Origin of the sequence: Roseococcus sp. SDR, from assembly GCF_019083995.1 — a bacterium.
Classification (GTDB): domain Bacteria; phylum Pseudomonadota; class Alphaproteobacteria; order Acetobacterales; family Acetobacteraceae; genus Roseococcus.
On record NZ_JAHRCU010000013.1, the window covers coordinates 63,264 to 79,253 of the forward strand.

At 71.5% G+C, this 15,990-nt stretch carries 14 protein-coding genes; 6 read left to right on the forward strand and 8 right to left on the reverse strand.

Going from position 1 to position 15,990, the window contains the following annotated elements; all coding sequences use genetic code 11:
- The first annotated feature begins 32 nt into the window (after positions 1–32).
- Both KTR66_RS15340 and KTR66_RS15345 read left to right on the forward strand, forming a co-directional pair.
- The gene (locus KTR66_RS15340) at positions 33–509 is read left to right on the forward strand and encodes a substrate binding domain-containing protein (protein WP_213613930.1); all 477 of its coding nucleotides are present in this window, start codon (positions 33–35) and stop codon (positions 507–509) included.
- Positions 510–553: 44 nt separating this feature from the next.
- Complete coding sequence (locus KTR66_RS15345) at positions 554–1,099, forward strand: histidine phosphatase family protein (protein ID WP_213613932.1); 546 nt, start codon at positions 554–556, stop codon at positions 1,097–1,099.
- 3 nt (positions 1,100–1,102) lie between these two features.
- Here the strand turns inward: KTR66_RS15345 and KTR66_RS15350 are convergent, their stop codons facing one another.
- Both KTR66_RS15350 and KTR66_RS15355 read right to left on the reverse strand, forming a co-directional pair.
- Entirely contained in the window at positions 1,103–1,546 is a 444-nt protein-coding gene (locus KTR66_RS15350; protein ID WP_213613933.1) for a GNAT family N-acetyltransferase, read from the reverse strand.
- Positions 1,543–1,923 carry a RidA family protein gene (locus tag KTR66_RS15355; RefSeq protein WP_213613935.1) on the reverse strand — a complete coding sequence of 127 codons (381 nt, stop codon included), beginning with the start codon at positions 1,921–1,923 and terminating at the stop codon, positions 1,543–1,545. The genes KTR66_RS15350 and KTR66_RS15355 overlap by 4 nt, the downstream gene beginning before the upstream one ends.
- 89 nt (positions 1,924–2,012) lie before the next feature.
- Between KTR66_RS15355 and KTR66_RS15360 the strand changes: the two genes are divergently transcribed.
- A complete protein-coding gene (locus tag KTR66_RS15360; protein ID WP_213613937.1) occupies positions 2,013–3,947 on the forward strand; it encodes an AsmA-like C-terminal region-containing protein in 1,935 nt (644 codons plus the stop codon).
- 63 nt (positions 3,948–4,010) lie between these two features.
- Here the strand turns inward: KTR66_RS15360 and KTR66_RS15365 are convergent, their stop codons facing one another.
- From KTR66_RS15365 to KTR66_RS15380, 4 genes are all read right to left on the reverse strand, one after another.
- Complete coding sequence (locus KTR66_RS15365; RefSeq protein WP_213613939.1) at positions 4,011–4,247, reverse strand: hypothetical protein; 237 nt, start codon at positions 4,245–4,247, stop codon at positions 4,011–4,013.
- Between the two features lie 112 nt (positions 4,248–4,359).
- Positions 4,360–5,337, reverse strand: a complete 978-nt coding sequence (locus tag KTR66_RS15370; RefSeq protein ID WP_213613941.1) for a tripartite tricarboxylate transporter substrate binding protein — start codon at positions 5,335–5,337, stop codon at positions 4,360–4,362.
- A gap of 3 nt (positions 5,338–5,340) precedes the next feature.
- A complete protein-coding gene (locus tag KTR66_RS15375; protein WP_213613943.1) occupies positions 5,341–6,078 on the reverse strand; it encodes a hypothetical protein in 738 nt (245 codons plus the stop codon).
- On the reverse strand, positions 6,075–7,055 hold the full coding sequence (locus tag KTR66_RS15380; protein WP_213613945.1) for a tripartite tricarboxylate transporter substrate binding protein: 981 nt from the start codon (positions 7,053–7,055) through the stop codon (positions 6,075–6,077). The genes KTR66_RS15375 and KTR66_RS15380 overlap by 4 nt, the downstream gene beginning before the upstream one ends.
- Before the next feature lie 193 nt (positions 7,056–7,248).
- On the opposite strand from KTR66_RS15380, the gene KTR66_RS15385 reads away from it, so the two are divergent.
- Both KTR66_RS15385 and KTR66_RS15390 read left to right on the forward strand, forming a co-directional pair.
- Positions 7,249–8,412 (forward strand): HD-GYP domain-containing protein, encoded by a 1,164-nt coding sequence (locus KTR66_RS15385; protein WP_213613947.1) that lies wholly within the window; start codon positions 7,249–7,251, stop codon positions 8,410–8,412.
- A gap of 25 nt (positions 8,413–8,437) precedes the next feature.
- Positions 8,438–13,381 (forward strand): PAS domain S-box protein, encoded by a 4,944-nt coding sequence (locus KTR66_RS15390; RefSeq protein ID WP_213613949.1) that lies wholly within the window; start codon positions 8,438–8,440, stop codon positions 13,379–13,381.
- 11 nt (positions 13,382–13,392) lie between these two features.
- Here KTR66_RS15390 and tyrS read toward each other — a convergent pair whose 3' ends face one another.
- Positions 13,393–14,622 carry a tyrosine--tRNA ligase gene (tyrS, locus tag KTR66_RS15395; protein WP_213613951.1) on the reverse strand — a complete coding sequence of 410 codons (1,230 nt, stop codon included), beginning with the start codon at positions 14,620–14,622 and terminating at the stop codon, positions 13,393–13,395.
- A 52-nt stretch (positions 14,623–14,674) separates the two neighbouring features.
- Between tyrS and KTR66_RS15400 the strand changes: the two genes are divergently transcribed.
- Positions 14,675–15,799 carry an anhydro-N-acetylmuramic acid kinase gene (locus KTR66_RS15400; protein ID WP_213614092.1) on the forward strand — a complete coding sequence of 375 codons (1,125 nt, stop codon included), beginning with the start codon at positions 14,675–14,677 and terminating at the stop codon, positions 15,797–15,799.
- On the opposite strand, the gene KTR66_RS15405 is transcribed toward KTR66_RS15400, so the two are convergent.
- Positions 15,796–15,969 (reverse strand): hypothetical protein, encoded by a 174-nt coding sequence (locus KTR66_RS15405; protein ID WP_213613953.1) that lies wholly within the window; start codon positions 15,967–15,969, stop codon positions 15,796–15,798. The genes KTR66_RS15400 and KTR66_RS15405 overlap by 4 nt on opposite strands.
- Positions 15,970–15,990: the final 21 nt, after the last annotated feature.

Genomic DNA, 15,990 nt, shown 5'->3' on the forward strand with positions numbered 1-15,990 from the left:
GCCGGCCAGCGGAATGCCCAGCAGGATGGCCGATGCCGGAACCGGCGCCGGAGAGAGCGCGGCGCATCGGCACCTCGCGCCGCGTCGTCGTGGCCACACCCGAATACCTGGAATGGCACGGCGAGCCGCGCACCCCGCAGGACCTGCGGGAGCATGCCTGCATTCTCTATACGCGCCTCGCCACCGGGGCGAACTGGCCCTTCACCGCACGTGAGGGGCCGAACTCTGTGCCCGTTCAGGGCCGGCTGACCGTGAACAGCACCGAGGGCGTGCGTGCGGCCATCCTCTCGGGCCTGGGCATCGGCATGGTGCCCGTCTGGCATTTCGTGGACCGCGAGATCGAGACCGGCCGGCTGCGCGTGCTGCTGCCGGATCACGAACCGGCGCCGCACCCGATCCATGCGGTCTACCCGACGCGCCGCTTCGTCGCCCCCAAGCTGCGCGCCATGCTCGACCATCTCGCGACCGAGTTTGAGCTGGACCCGCTGCTCAGCGCCTATTCGGAGTAAGCGCGACCCTTGCGGGGGCGGGAAGGGGCCACACCTGCCGGGGCATGCGCTACCTCCTTCTCCTCGCCCTGCTCTGGCCGGCCACGTCCGCCCAGGCCGATGACGCCGCCGCCTGGGCAGCCCTGCGCGGCGGCGCCATCGTGCTCTTCCGCCACGCCCACGCGCCGGGCGGCGGCGATCCCGGCGGCATGCGGCTTGGTGATTGCGCCACGCAGCGCAACCTGGACGCCACCGGCCGCGCCCAGGCGGTGCGGATCGGCCAGGCGCTGCGCGAGGCGGGTGTCGCGGTCGGCGCGGTGCTGACCTCGCAATGGTGCCGCACCCGGGAAACCGCCGACCTTGCCTTTCCGGGCCGCGCGACCGAGGAGCCCGCCTTCAATTCCTTCTTCGCCGATCGCCGAACCGGCCCGGCGCAGACCGAAGCCGCGCGCGCCCTCCTGCTCGGCTGGAACTGCCCCGGCACGCTCTTCGTCAGCACGCATCAGGTGAACATCACGGGGCTCACCCGCATCGTCCCCGCCTCGGGCGAGGGCGTGGTGCTGCGGCGCGAGGGTGAGGAGCTGGTGGTGGTGGGGCGAATCCGGCCGTGAGGCTCAGCCCGCCTGCTTTCGCAGCGAGCGCGTGAAGCGCGGCCCGGCCTCCGCGAAGCCGGTGGCGCGGCAGAATTCCGCCAGCGCCGGGCCCTCGGCTGCGATCTCGATGCGCTCGCAGCCCGCGACACGCGCCGCCTGCGCGGCCGCCTTCAGCAGCAGGCGCCCGATGCCCTGCCGCCGCTGATCCGCCGCCACCAGCAGCAGGGAGAGCTGCGCGACCGGCCCCGAGATCAGCGCCGTGTGCCAATGCAGCAGCACCACGCCGCTGGGCGGCCCCCATTGCAGCGCGACGAGCGCGGTGCCCGGCCCCTGGCGCAGTGCCGCCAGCCGCTCGGCCAGCGCGCGCGGCTCAACCCTGAGCCCCGCCTCGGCCAGCAGGGTCGCGAGGCCCGGCGCCTCGGCAGCGGTCGCGGCACGGATTTCCATGCCGTAGCGCAGGTTCATCCCGCCAGCGCCACGCAGGAAAAGCCGACCCGAGCCTCGGTCGGCACGCCGAACAGCACCGTGTGCCGCGCCGGCAGCCCCTTCGGGAAATGCTTCACATACTCGGCATTCAGGGCCGCGTAGTCGGCGCGGTCGGTGATCAGCATGGTCACCTGCACCACGCGCTCCAGGCTGCTGCCCGCCTCCTCCAGCAGGCCCGCGATGAAGGTCAGCGCGTTGCGGACCTCCTCGGCGGGCGTCGCGCCGCGATGAATGCCGCGCGCCGGGTCATGCGGCGCCGAATGGCCCGAGACATAGACCATGCCACCCGCCCTTACGGCGCGGGTGAAGGGGCGGCTCTCGCCAGGCTGCGGCGGGTAGAAGAATTCGATGCTCATTGGCGCCTCATGGGTTTCCTCCGCCACTCTGCCGGATCGCGCCCCGGGTGGCATCCCGCCCGGGCCCGTTTCGGGCTATGCTGCGCCGCATGAACGATGCCGAGACCAAGCCACCCGCCAAGGGACCCACCAAGGCGAAGGAAAAGCCCAAGGCGCCCCAGCCACCGCGGCTGCGCTGGCTGCGCCGGGCGCTGTTCACGCTCGCCGGCCTCGTCCTCTTCCTCGGAAGCCTTCCCCTCGCTGCCTGGTTCCTGCTGCCGCGCTTCGACCTCGCCGGGATCGCGGCCGAGCAGGCCAGCGCGCGCCTCGGCCGTGCCGTCACCATCGAGAGCCTGCGCATCACGCCCGGCAGGCATCTCGGCATCGCGGTCAGCGGCGTCACCATCGCCAATATCGAGGGCGGCACGCGGGCCGAGATGCTCCGCCTTGACCATGCCAGCGCCGAGCTCGACCTGATGGACCTGCTGGCTGGCGAGGTTGCCCTGGGCCAGGCCGCGTTCCAGGGGCTTTCCCTGCTGCTGGAGCGCAATGCCGGGCGCGCGGCCAATTGGCAGTTCGGCCCGTCCGGCCCATCGAGCGGCGCCCGTCCCTGGGTTCCGCGTTTCGACGCGCTGCGCGCCACCGGGGCGGAAATCCTGTTCCGCACCTCCAGCGGCCAGACGCTCACCACGCGGATCGAGACGGCAAGCCTGACCTCCGAGGGTCTGCACGCGCCGCTGCGCCTCAGCGCCGCCGGCAGCTACAACAATGTGCCCCTCACCCTTGAGGGGCCGCTCGACAGCATCGCCGCCTTGCGCGACGCGAGCGCCCCGTTCAGCCTGGATCTCACCGCTACCGCCGGCGAGACGACGCTTGCCCTCCTCGGCTCCGCGCGCGATCCACTGGGGCTCGACGGCGTGCAGGGGCAGGTCGAGCTGCGCGCCGCCACTCCGGATGCGCTGCTGGCGCTGGGTGGGGCAGCGGTCGAGGGCGTGCCGCGCATCGCCCTCGAACTCTCCGGCACCCTGGATCGGCAGGGCGATGTCTGGCGCATCGGTGCGCCGTTCGGGCAACTGGACGGCGCGCCCTTCACCGGCCGCCTCTTGCAGCTGACAGAAGGCGCGCGCGGCCAGCCCGACGCCATCCTGCTCGACCTCGCGCTGACGCGGCTCGACCTCAACCGTGTGCTGCGCGCGGGCGGGCACGAGGTGGATGGCGTGGCGGACCTGCCGCTCGCCGTCTTTGCCGCGCCAGACCCGCTCATCGAGCTGCGCCTCTCTGCCGAGGCCTTCACCTACGGCGCGTTGGACGCGCGGGATGCCCGGCTGGAGGCAAGGCTGGTTCCGGGCCAGGTGCGCGTGCCCACGCTCGCCATGCAGGCCTTCGGCGCGCGCATCAGCGCGAGTGGCCTGCTGGAGGCGGATGACGAGGATCTTCGGATCACCGCCGATGTGACCATGGGTGAGGCCGATCTGGAGCCACTGCGCCGCGCGCTCGCCCTGCGCGAACTTCCACTCTCCGGCCGCGTCGAGGGACGGCTCGCCATCACCGCGCAGGGGCGCAGCCTGAACGCGGCCGCGCGGGAGGCGCAGGTCTCCGCCGTCCTGCTCATGTCCGGCGGCTCCATCGCGCGGGAGGTGATCGAGATGGCCTCGACCGACATCCGCTCCCTGTTCCGGACGGCGCGCGGGCGCACGCGGCTCTCCTGCGCCATCGGCGTGCTCGACATGAAGGGCGGCGTGGGGGAACTCGCACCGCTGCGCCTGCGCTCCGCCCAGGGCATGATCAGTGGCCTTGCGACCTTCGATCTCAACCGCCACCGGCTCGATCTCGTCATCGGCAGCCACCGCCAGACGACGGGCAGCTTCGCGCTCGACATCCCGGTGCGGGTCAGCGGCAGCTTCGAGGACCCCGGCGTTCAGCCGGCGCAGTGGTCGAGCGCGGGCCGGGCACGGCTCTCCGCGCCGGACCACATGGCGCCGATCCCGCCCGCGCTGCGCGATTACGCGCGCCGCAGCCCTTGCTTCTTCGCCGGTGGGCGCTGACGGGGAGGGGGGCCTGCTCCGGCCGGGAGTGCGCAGCACCGCACCGCCCGCCTTACAACCTGCTCAGCAGCCTGCGATGATGACCTGGCAGGCCGCGCCCGCACCGCAGACGCGCCGCGCCTCGCGCTCCGCATCGTCCAGTTCGATGCCGAAGCCGGCCGAGACCTGGCCGTCGGGCGCCACATAGCGGCGCTTGAAGGCCGTCCAGTCCTCCGGCAGCGGCGCCGTCTCGCGGCCCGCCGCGGCCTGGATCCGCAGGATGGGCGGGGCGGGGAGCCGGGGTGGTGCGGTGACGATCACGGAAGGATCCTGCAGGCTGGCTTCGCGGGCCCTGGCGGCGGCATCTCGGCCACGATCCTGTCCGGCGGGGGCCGGGGCCACCTTGAGCGGCCGGAAGGCCGTCGGATTTTTCTCAAGGTGTGTGGCGTTCCCGCCACCGCACGGCCGCAAGCCACGTCAGGTCCTGGCCCTTGAGGTAGTCGTGGAAGCCCTCGCGCCGCACCGTCGTGGGCGTGATGGCGAGGGGCGCCAGGATCTGGCGCGTCGCTTCGGCGCGCATCACCGCGGTGCTCGTGCGACAAAGGCGCTCCAGGATGAGTTCCGGGGTCCTGGCTGGCGCGAAGAGGGCGAAATCCGTCGTCACGGCGAAACCGGGCAGGCCGCTCTCCGCAATGGTCGGCACCTGGCGCAGAGGCTCCGCGCGCGCCGCCGAGGAGACGGCCAGCGGCCGCAGACCGCCGCCCGCGATGCGGGGGATGGCGGTGACGAGGTCGATGAAGGCGAACTGCACCTGGTCCTGCAGCACCGCGTGCATCGCGGGCGCGCCGCCGCTGAAGGTGATGTGCTGGAAGCGGAGATCGAAGCCCTTGGCGAAGAGTTCCACCGCGAGGTGATTGATGACGCCGATGCCGGCCGAGCCGTAGCGCAGCCGCTCGGGCGCGAGCCGCGCGGCCTCCACCAGGTCCTGCAGGGTATGGAACCTGGAGCCGGTATGCACGCAGAGCACCATCGGCGTGCTGGCGACGAGGCAGACGGGGGCGAAGTCCCGCTCGATCACGAGCGGCGTATCCAGGTAGTGAGCCGCCATGGCGAAGGTGCTGTTCGGGCTGAGCACCAGGCGGTGGCCGTCGGGTGCCGCGCGCGCCACATCCGCCATGGCCGCGAGGCCGCTCTCGCCCGTGATCACCTCGATCCGAAAGGGCTGGCCCAGAATGGCCGCGAGGCGCCGCGCCAGGATCTGGGCCACGAAATGGGTGGCGCCGCCCACCGCGAAGGGCACCACCAGCGTGACCGGGCCCGTGGGATAGGCATCCACCGCGTGCGCGGCTGCGGGAAGCAGGAAGGGTGCGGCAAGCAAGGCGCGACGCGGCACGGGCAGGGGGTGGGACATCGTCTACGCTCCAGTCAGGACGGCCAGCTGCCATCCGAAGGAAGGGGTGTCGGCGCGCTGGGGCACCGGGATGCGGGGCGAACGGCCGAGCCGCTCGGCGGGGATGCCTTCGGGCGCCAGCAGGACCTCGCCGCGGGCCGAGACCAGCGCGATGGGCACACCGACATGGGCTTCCTCGCGCCGGATCACGCCCACCACCCAGTCCCAGAGGATATGCGAGCCGATCATCGCGACGATCGTCCCGTCGCGGTCGCGGATGGGCGAGACGAAGTCGATCAGCCGAAGCATGCCTTGCGCGGCGCTGCGGTTCAGCGCGCGCTGCAGCAGCACGGCATCATGAACGTCCACCGCCGCGTCGTGCCGCGTGCCTGCCGTGCACCAGGGGCGCTGCGTGACGTCATCGCCCTCCAGCCGTCGCCGCGTGGTTGCCAGCACCCGACCATCGGCGACGGTCGCGACGCCGATCCAGATGATGTGAGGCGCATTGTCATGCGCCGTATCGAGGATGAAGCGCAGTTCCTCGGCATCCTGGGGCGGCCAGAACTCCTGCACCGAGCGCGCGACCCACTGCTGGTGATCCCATTGCCGGTCGAGGAGGATGGCGATGCGCGCGGCGATGCCGGCCGGGTCGCGTTGGCTGCCGGGCAAGGGCGCGAGGGCTGCGGTCTGGGCTTGCGCCTCGGCGGCGAGGGCGCCGAGCGCTGCGCCGAGCAGCGCCGTGCGGCGGGTCGTGGCCATCATCGCGGCCGCTCCATCGTGGTGATGTCCAACTGGCGGATCAATGAGAGCCAGGGCCGGTTCTCCGCCTCGAAATAGGCTGGGAAGGCGGCGCGCGTGCCCCCCATGGGCTCGACGCCGATGGGCGCCAGCAAGGCCCGCACATCCGCGCCCGAGAGTGCCGCGATGCTGGCCTCGGATAGCCGCGCCAGGGCTTCATCCGGCGTACCCGCGCGCGCGAAAAGGGCGAAATCGGTGGCGACCTCGAAGCCCGGCAAGCCGGCTTCGGCCAGGGTGGGGACCTCGGGCAACTGGGCCGCGCGTGCGGCCGCGGCGATGCCCAGCGCGCGCAGGCGACCGCCATGGACGAAGGGGACGGCCGCGCCCAGCTCCAGCAGCGCGAACTCGGCATCGCCCCTGTCCAGCGCTTCGAGCCCGGGCAAGGCGCCGCTGACCAGGACGCTGGTCAAGCTGATCTCGAGTATATCGGCCAGCAACAGCGTAGGCAGGTGATAGGCGTGCGGCGTGACGTAGCGCAGCGCGCCCGGGGCGGCCAGCGCCGTCCGGGTCAGCTTCGTGAGGCTGGTAAGCGGCGAGCCGGCGGGCACGCACAGAACGAGCGGCGTACGCGCAACCAAGCCGATAGGCGCCAGCCCCGATGTGAAGTCGAAGCGGCAGGAGAGGATGTTCATCGTGATCGCGTAGAGCCCATTCGTCGCGAGCAGCAGGGTTCGCCCATCCGGCGCCGCCTCACCTGCGTAGCAGGCGCCCGAGAGGCCGCTCTGCCCTGGCCGGTTCTCCACGACGACCGGTTCGCCCAGCAGGCGGGAGAGGCGCACGCCCAGCAGACGGCCGACGAAATGGATCGGCCCGCCCGAGGCATGCGGCACCACGATCGTGATCGGCCGCTGCGCGGCCGGGTTCGTCCCTGTAGATTGCGCAGGCAGGACAAGCGGAGGGGATCCGGGCACCGTGCCCGTCAGCCGCCGACTGATGAGCATGGGTGCAACTCCGCTGACTGCCTGCGTAATGATCGTGAACACTGTCGCAGAAAACAAACGAAAGCAGCGGCCTCTTCATCCGACTTTTGTCGAGCGAGGCGCGCCGGCCCTGTTTCTTGCGGGCCCGACATGAGAGGAAGGTTGCTGGACAGTCCGGTCCTTTGGCCGGGCAAGAAAGGATGCCCCGGCGGCGATGAGCCCTGAAACCCGGCCTGCCGATGATGCGGCGACGATCCTTGTCGTGGATGACGTCCCGCAGAACCTGCTCCTGCTGGGTGAATTGCTGCAGCCCCACTATCACGTCCGCGCCGCCAATTCCGGCGAGCGCGCACTGCGCGTGGCCCGCAGCGAGCCGCGCCCCGATCTCGTCCTGCTCGACGTGATGATGCCCGGCATGGATGGCCATGCGGTTCTGCGCGATCTGCGTGCCGATCCGGCCACGCGGGACATTCCCGTCATCTTCGTCACCGCGCTCGACGACGCCGCCGACGAGGAGCAGGGTCTCAGCCTCGGCGCGGTGGACTACATCACCAAGCCCATCGCTCCCCCGGTGGCGCTGGCCCGGGTGCGCACGCACCTCGAACTCGCCCGCGCCCGCCGGCGCCTCGCCGCGCAGAACGAGTGGCTGGAGGGGGAGGTGCATCGCCGCACGGCGGAGACACGGCTGATCCAGGAGTTCTGCATCCGGGCGCTGGCCTGCCTGAGCGACACGCGGGACAAGGAGACGGGGCGCCACATCATCCGCACCCAGGCCTATGTGGGCATCCTCGCGCGCCACCTCGCGGGCCACCCGCGCTTCGCCGCCGCCCTCGCGGGGCGCCGGCTCGAGATGGTCGTGCATGCTGCGCCGCTGCACGACATCGGCAAGGTCGGCATCCCCGATGCCATCCTGCGCAAGCCGGGTCGCCTGACGGCCGAGGAGTACGCGGTCATGAAGACCCATGCGCAGATCGGCGCGCATGCGATCGAGGCCGCGATGGAGCAGGCGCTGGCGGAGGCGGATGAACTCGCGGCGGAGCAGGCCGAAGGGGCGCTCGCCTTCCTGCGCACCGCGCAGGAGATCGCGCTGGCGCATCACGAGAAATGGGACGGCTCGGGCTATCCCTATGGCCTGGCAGGGGAAGACATTCCGGTCTCGGCGCGGCTCATGGCGCTGGCCGATGTCTTCGATGCACTCACCACGCGGCGGGTGTACAAAGCCTCCATGAGCATCGAGGAGACGACGCGCCTCATCATCGAGGGGCGAGGCGTGCATTTCGACCCGGACGTGGTCGAGGCCTTCCTTGCCTGCCGTGACGCCTTCATCGCCGTGGCACAGCGCATGCCCGACGCGCCGGAGGGCGCGGCGGTCGCATGAGGGTGTCCGGCCGCGGCGCGATGCCATGAAAGGGCGCTGGCCGCGCCTGCCGCGCTACTCCCTCATCTTCCTGCTGCCGATGATGGCGGCGCTCCTGGCGCTGGGCCTCATCAACCAGTACCACTACCGGAACATCCAGCACTCCCAGGCGGCCTACGTCGCCACCCAGGCCGAAGGCCTTGACGCTCTGACCGCCGTCGCCCGGTTCAACAGCAACCTGTCGGAACTTCATCGGCGCGTGATGCTGGAACTGGCCGGCGCCGGCCGCACCGACGGCCGGGAGGCCGACCCATCGAGCGAGGCGCTGGCCCAGGAACTCTCGGCACTGACCGAACGGGCCGGGCGCCTGGAGGAGATCGCGGCCCGGCTCGGGGATCACCTTCCCCTGATGCCGCGCCTTGAGGCCTATCGTACAGCCCTGCGCGCGGCGGCCGATCCATCCAGCCTCCGGCCACCGGCTGCACAACGCGCCATCGCCCTGGCCGAAGCGCGCTTCGCGGACGTCACGAGCGTCACCAACGCGCTGCTTGCCGCCGCCTCGGCCGAGGTGCTGCGCCGCTCCGAGGCGGAGGCCCTGGCGCTGGAGGCGCTCTCCGGCCAGCTCACCCGCATCCGCGCGGGGGTCGTCACCTGCTTCCTGGCCTTTTGGCTGCTCTTCGCCTGGCTGCTCACGCGCTCGCTGCGCCGCCTGACCGAAGTGCTGCGCCGGCTTGCCGGCAGCGAGGCGGCGCCCGCGCGCATGCCGGAGGTGGAGGCGCTGGCCGCCAGCCGCTCCGGCCTGTTGCGCGACATCGCCCTGGCCGCCGTGGCCTTCCGGGACGCGCTCGCGGCGCGCGAGGCGACGACGGCAGAGCTGCACGAGCGCATGAAGGAGCTGTCCTGCCTCTACGACACCACCCGCCTCACCGACCGGGCCGACCTGACGATCCCGGCGATGCTGGAGGCGGTGGCCGCCCGGCTGCCGGCCGCCATGCGCCACCCGTCCGCTGCCCTCGGCAGCATCGAGCACGCCGGCGTCCTGCATGGGCGACGGGCCGAGGGGCCCACGCTCGGCGTCACCTTCCCCGGTGCGGATGGGACGGAGGGCGTGGTCCGCGTCACCTATGGGGGCCCGCTCCCGCCCGGGCTCGACGAGGCCTTCCTGCCCGAGGAGCGCATGCTCCTCGAAGCCGTCGCCGAGCGCCTGGGGGCCGCCATCGAGCGCCGCCGCGCGGCCATGGCCGAGGCCGACAGCCGCAACCTCTTCTCCGCCGTCGTCAACGAGGCGCCGCTCGCGATCGAGATCGTGGATGCCGAGACGCTGCGCTTCGTGCAGGTGAACGACGCCTCCTGCCGGCTGCTCGGCTACACGCGCGACGAGTACCGGCGGATGACGCCGGCCGACATTCAGGCTTCGCCGCCCCCGGACGGCTTCGAGGCCCTGGCGCGCCAGATCCGCGAAGCCGGCGGCGCACGCTTCGAGACGCAACACCGCCACAAGGGAGGCGCTGTTCTGGATGTGCAGGTGAACATCCAGATGATCCGCCAGCGCGACCGGGAATACTTCCTCGCGATGTGGGAGGACATCACCGAGCAGAAGCGCCAGGAGGAACGGCTACGCAGCCTCGTGCGCGCGGTGGAGCAGAGTCCGGCCAGCATCGTCATCACCGATGTCCATGGCTGCATCGAATACGTGAACGAGACCTTCGAACGCACCACGGGCTACCGACGGGACGAACTGATCGGCGAGAATCCGCGCATCCTGCAATCCGGCCAGACACCCTCCTCGGTCTTCGAGGAGATGTGGGAGAAGCTGCCGCAGGGCGAGACCTGGCGGGGCGAGCTGGTGAACCGCCGACGCGACGGCAGCCTCTACATCGAGGCGGCGGTCATAGCGCCCATCCGCCGGCCGGACGGCGCCATCAGCCATTTCGTCGGCGTGAAGGAGGACATCACCGCAACCCGCCAGATGGCGGTGGAGCTGGAACGCCACCGCAGCCACCTCGAGGAGCTCGTGGCAGAGCGCACGGCCGAATTGCTGAGCGCCCGCCAGGCCACCGAGGCGCTGGGGCAGGATTTCTTCCGCGTGCTCGACCGCTCGCCCGACCTGATCGCGCTGAAGGGCCGCGACCTGCGCCTCAAAGCCTGCAGCCGTGCCTTCGTCGAGCTGGCGGGCAAGGCCAGCGCCGAGGATATGGTGGGCCGGACGGCGGAGGAGAGCTTCCCGGACGAAGTGATCTCGATCGTCAGGGCCGATGAGGAGGCGCAGCTCGCCGCCGGAGACGCGGTACGCAGCATGGAGCGCATCCTGCCGCATCCCGACGGCACCCGCCGGCTCTACAGCATCACCCGGACCATGCTGCGCGACGCGGATGGCGCCTTCGACGGGTTCCTGGTGATCGGCCGTGACATCTCGGCGCGCGCCGCGGCCATGGAGGCCCTGGCCCGCAAGGAGGAAGAGGAGCGCCTGCTGCTGGAGAGCAGCTCCAACGGCATCGTCGGCGTGGGGCCGGATGGATGCATCACCTTCGCGAACCAGGCGGCGGCGCGCCTCCTCGGCCATCCGGAGCCGGGCGTGCTGGCCGGCCTGCCGGCGCAGCGGGTCCTGCAGCCGCGCCGCGCGGATGGCACCGATGACGATTCAGGCGAGGGCGCGATCCATCGCGCCCTGACGCAAAACGCGCCGATGTCGAGCGGGGAGGAGGTGTTCTGGCGGGCCGACGGCACGCCGCTCGCCGTCTCCTGCTCGGTCGCGCCGATCCTGCATGGCACCGCGGTGCTGGGGGCGGTGATCTCCTTCGAGGATATCGGCGGCCGCAAGCTCGCCGAGGCCGAGCTGCGCCGCGCCAAGGCGGAGGCGGAGGCGGCGAGCCGCGCCAAGAGCGAATTCCTCTCCAACATGAGCCACGAGATCCGCACGCCGATGAACGCCATCATCGGCTTTGCGCACCTGCTCCGCCGCGGCTTGCAGGAGCCCCGCCAGCAGCAGCAGGTGGGACGCATCACCGACGCCGCGCACCACCTGCTGAACATCATCAACGACATCCTGGACCTCTCGAAGATCGAGGCTGGCAAGATCGAGCTGGAGCAGGCGGACATCGTGGTGGAGCGCGTGGTGGAGCGCGTCTGGGCGCTGGTGCGCGACAAGGCGGAAGCCAAGGGGCTTGAGCTGCTGGTCGATCTGCATGAGCTGCCGCCGGTGTTGCTGGGCGACGAGCTGCGCCTCAGCCAGATCCTGCTGAACTTCGCCTCCAACGCGGTCAAGTTCACCGATGCGGGGCACATCGTCCTCAGTGGCCGGGTCGCGCGCCGGACGGCCCATGGGCTGGTCGCGCGCTTTGAGGTGGCGGACACGGGCATCGGCATCTCACCCGAGCAGCAGGCGCAGCTCTTCGAGCCCTTCCAGCAGGCCGACGCCTCCACCACGCGCCGTTACGGCGGCACCGGCCTCGGCCTCTCGATCTGCCATCGGCTGGCAGGGCTGATGGGCGGCGAGGTGGGCGTGGAGAGCGCGACGGGTGAGGGCAGCGTCTTCTGGGTGGAGGTGCCGGTGGGCGAGGCGCCGGTCGCTTCCCCCGGCGCCGAGCCTTCGCCGCTGACCGGGCAGCGTGCCCTGGTGGTGGATGACGTGCCGGAGGCGCTGGAGGCGATGGCAGGCACGCTGCGCGCGCTCGGCCTCGCCGTCACCGCGACGGGCAGCGGCGAGGATGCGCTGACGCGGCTGAACGAAGCCGATGCGGCCGGCACGCCCTTCAATGTCGTGCTCGTGGATTGGCTGATGCCAGGGATGGATGGCCTGGAGCTCTGTCGTCGCCTGGGGGGGCTGCCCCTCGCCCGGCGGCCGCGCTGTATCCTGGTTTCCGCCGAATCAGATGCCGTTTCCCCCGCAACCGCCCTGCAGGCGGGGTATGAGGCGGTGCTGGCCAAGCCGCTCGTGCCCTCGCGCCTCGCCGCCGCTCTTCTGCCGCCGGCGCAGGAGGCCCCGCTCAGCCCCACACCGCCGCGCTTCCCCGGACAGCGCGTCCTGCTGGTGGAGGACAACCCGGTGAACGAAGAGGTGGCGACGGCGCTGCTCGAGGATGTCGGCCTCCTCGTGGAGGTTGCGCGGGATGGCGCCGAGGCCGTGCAGCGCGCCGCCGCCGCCGATTACGACCTCATCCTGATGGACGTGCAGATGCCGGTGATGGATGGCCGCGCCGCCACGCGGGCCATCCGCGACCTGCCGCGCCACGCGCGGACACCGATCCTGGCGATGACGGCCAATGCCTTCCTGGAGGACCGCCGCGCCTCGCTGGAGGCCGGCATGAATGATCACCTGGTGAAGCCTGTGAACCCGGCCGCACTGCATGGCGCGCTGGCACGCTGGCTGCCGGCACAGGGCGCCGGAAGCTCGGCACCCCGGCCGGCGACGGCGGCGCTGCCCGTGGTGGCGGGGCTCGACATGGCGGCCGGTCTCAAGGCCAGCAATGGCCAGCCCAGACTCTACCGCCGCGTCCTGGAGATCTTCCTGCACAGCACGGATGTCGCTGCGCTGCAGGCCGGACTGGTCGCCGGCGATGTGGCGGCGGCGCGTCGCGCGGCGCATTCCCTGAAAGGGGCCGCGGCGACGGTCGGGGCGACCACGCTGCGCGATGGGGCAGCCTCGCTGGAAGCCGACCTGGCGCAGGGGGACGCCGTGCTGGAGAGGTTGCAGCCGCGCGCGGCCGCGCTCGAGATGGAACTGGCCGCGCTGAAGTCACGTCTGGCCGCCGCCCTGGCGGAGGAAGCCGTCCCTGGGCTGGCCTGCCCGGCGGCTCCGGCTCCGCCGGAGCTGATCGGTCAGCTCATGGCGTTGCTTGAGGCGAACGACATGGCGGCGCTCGCCCTCTTCCATGCGCATGAGCCCTCGCTGCACGCGAGCCTCGGCCCGTCCGCGCTGGAGATCGGGCGCCAACTCGACAGCTTCGCCTTCGAAGAGGCACTGGCCGTGCTGCGGCAGGTTCACGCCTGAGGCGCGGCGGGTCAGGCCGGCCGCACCAGGACGTGCTTCTTCTTGCCCGCCGAGAGTTTCGCCGCGCCATCGCGCAGATCGGCCATCGTGACTGCAAGCGCCGCATCGGTCACTGGCGCGTCGTTCAGCCGCACGCCGTTCTGCGCCACCAGGCGCCGCGCCTCGCCCTTGCTGGCCGCGAGGCCGGCGCTGACCATGAGGTCGGCGATCGCGGCCGGGAGCGCTTGCGTGATGGTGGGCAGGCTCTCGGCCGCGGCGCCTTGCTCGAAGGCCAGGCGCGCCGTCTCGGCCGCTGCCTCGGCGGCGGCGCGGCCATGCAGCAGGGCGCAGGCTTCCGTCGCCAGGATCTTCTTCGCCTCGTTGATCTCGGAGCCCTGCAGCGCGCCCAGGCGCCGCACCTCGTCCATCGGCATGTCGGTGAAGAGGGCGAGGAACTTGCCCACATCGGCGTCCTCGGCGTTGCGCCAGAACTGCCAATAGTCATAGGGGCTCACGCGGTCGGCGTTCAGCCAGACCGCACCCGCCGCCGTCTTGCCCATCTTGGCGCCCGAGGCGGTGGTGATGAGCGGCGCGGTGATGCCGAAGGCGTCCGCCTGATCCATGCGGCGCACCAGGTCGGCGCCCATGACGATGTTGCCCCATTGATCGCTGCCGCCCAGCTGCAGCGTGACACCATGGCGGCGGCGCAGCTCCACGAAGTCGTAGCTCTGCAGCAGCATGTAGTTGAACTCGATGAAGGTCAGCGGCTGGTCGCGATCGAGCCGCAGCTTCACGCTGTCCATGCTCAGCATGCGGTTCACGCTGAAATGCCGCCCCACCTCGCGCAGGAAGGGGATGTAGCGCAGCGGATCGAGCCATTCGGCATTGTCGAGCATGATGGCCGTGCCCGGCCCGTCGCCGAAGGTGAGGAAGTTGGTGAAGGCGGTGCGGATGCCGGCCTTGTTCTGCTCGATCTTCTCCTCGGTCAGGATCTGGCGCGTCTCGTCGCGGCCCGAAGGATCGCCGATCTTGGTCGTGCCGCCGCCCATCAGCACCACGGGCCGGTTGCCGGTCTTCGCCAGCCAGCGCAGCAGCATGATCTGCACGAGATGGCCGACATGCAGGCTGTCCGCCGTCGCGTCGAAGCCGATATAGCCGGCGACCGGGCCCTTGGCGAAATGCTGGGCGAGGGCCGGCTCGTCCGTCACCTGATGGACGAAGCCGCGCTCGCGGATGACGGAGAGAAAGTCGGAGGCTGACATGCAAGGGACCCGGTTGGCGTTTCGCGGCCCGCCGTAGCACACTCGACCCATGTTGAGAATCATTGGGCTGATGAGCGGAACCTCGCTCGACGGGGTGGATGCCGCTTGGGTGGAGACGGATGGCGAGCGCGTGGGCACGCTCGGCCCCACGGTCACGTTGCCCTATGACCCGGCGCTTCGGCGTGACTTGCGCCGCCTTCTGGAGATGGCGCCCACCATCTCGCCAGAGGACCCCTTTCTGCTCGACTGCGAGGCCCGCCTGACGGAGCGGCACGCGGCCGCCGTGCTGCGCGTGCAGCAGGAGGCGCGACGCGCCGGGCTGCCCGAGGCGGAACTCACGGGCTTCCACGGGCAGACCATCCTGCACCGGCCGCTCCGGCCCGGCGACTCCCGCAATGCGCGCGGCCACACCTGGCAGATCGGCGATGCGCGGGCACTGGCGCAGGCGACAGGGCTCTCGGTGGCCTTCGACTTCCGCAGCGCCGATGTGGCGGCGGGCGGGCAGGGGGCGCCGCTTGTGCCCGTGGCCCATGCAGCGCTGGCGCATAGCCTGCCGAAGCCGCTCGCCGTGCTGAACCTGGGCGGCGTGGCCAACGTCACCTGGCTCGGCACGGATGGGCAGATGCAGGCCTTCGACACCGGGCCCGCCAATGGCCCGCTGGATGACTGGGCCAAGCGCTCGCTGGGGCGGGACTACGACAAGGACGGCAACCTGGCCTTGGCCGGCCAGGCGGATGGCGCGGTGCTGGGGCGCCTGATGGCGCATCCCTATCTGGCGCTGAGCCCGCCCAAATCCCTCGATCGTCTGGATTTCGACCGCGCTTTGCGGGATGCGGGGGCGCATCTGCTCTCACCCCAGGATGGCGCCGCGACGCTGGTGGCCTTTTGCGCCGTCTGCGTGGCGGCGGCGGCGCGGCACTTCCCCGAACCGCCGATGCAGTGGCTGGTGGCGGGCGGCGGGCGGCGCAACCCGGCCATGATGCGGGCGCTTTCGGCCACGTTGAGTGAGCCGGTGCGCCCGGTGGAGGTGGCGGGCTGGAATGGCGATGCGCTCGAAGCGCAGTGCTTCGCCGTGCTGGCGGCCCGCACGGCGCGCGGCCTGCCCATCAGTTTCCCGGAGACCACGGGGGCGCCACGCCCCATGACGGGCGGGCAGGTGCTGGGCGGGCTGCTCTAGGCCTTCGTCGAGGCCTCGGCCCGCAGCGGTGCGGTCTGCGTCCGGCGGCGGCCATGGCGGGGCCGCACCGGCCTGACCTGCGGCGTGCGCTCGGCGCGCGCCGCACGATTGGCGGCGGCGACCTGCAAGGCCGCGGTGGCGAGGGCGATGCCCCGGCGCGAGAGTTCCATGAGGAATACTCCTAGGGTTGT

What these genes read in the sequence shown, in the direction of transcription:
- KTR66_RS15340 (WP_213613930.1), top strand. Translation starts at nt 33, where the DNA reads ATGCCGGAACCGGCGCCGGAGAGAGCGCGGCGCATCGGCACCTCGCGC.
- KTR66_RS15345 (WP_213613932.1), top strand. Translation starts at nt 554, where the DNA reads ATGCGCTACCTCCTTCTCCTCGCCCTGCTCTGGCCGGCCACGTCCGCC.
- KTR66_RS15350 (WP_213613933.1), bottom strand. Translation starts at nt 1,546, where the DNA reads ATGAACCTGCGCTACGGCATGGAAATCCGTGCCGCGACCGCTGCCGAG.
- KTR66_RS15355 (WP_213613935.1), bottom strand. Translation starts at nt 1,923, where the DNA reads ATGAGCATCGAATTCTTCTACCCGCCGCAGCCTGGCGAGAGCCGCCCC.
- KTR66_RS15360 (WP_213613937.1), top strand. Translation starts at nt 2,013, where the DNA reads ATGAACGATGCCGAGACCAAGCCACCCGCCAAGGGACCCACCAAGGCG.
- KTR66_RS15370 (WP_213613941.1), bottom strand. Translation starts at nt 5,337, where the DNA reads ATGTCCCACCCCCTGCCCGTGCCGCGTCGCGCCTTGCTTGCCGCACCC.
- KTR66_RS15375 (WP_213613943.1), bottom strand. Translation starts at nt 6,078, where the DNA reads ATGATGGCCACGACCCGCCGCACGGCGCTGCTCGGCGCAGCGCTCGGC.
- KTR66_RS15380 (WP_213613945.1), bottom strand. Translation starts at nt 7,055, where the DNA reads ATGCTCATCAGTCGGCGGCTGACGGGCACGGTGCCCGGATCCCCTCCG.
- KTR66_RS15385 (WP_213613947.1), top strand. Translation starts at nt 7,249, where the DNA reads ATGAGCCCTGAAACCCGGCCTGCCGATGATGCGGCGACGATCCTTGTC.
- KTR66_RS15390 (WP_213613949.1), top strand. Translation starts at nt 8,438, where the DNA reads ATGAAAGGGCGCTGGCCGCGCCTGCCGCGCTACTCCCTCATCTTCCTG.
- tyrS (WP_213613951.1), bottom strand. Translation starts at nt 14,622, where the DNA reads ATGTCAGCCTCCGACTTTCTCTCCGTCATCCGCGAGCGCGGCTTCGTC.
- KTR66_RS15405 (WP_213613953.1), bottom strand. Translation starts at nt 15,969, where the DNA reads ATGGAACTCTCGCGCCGGGGCATCGCCCTCGCCACCGCGGCCTTGCAG.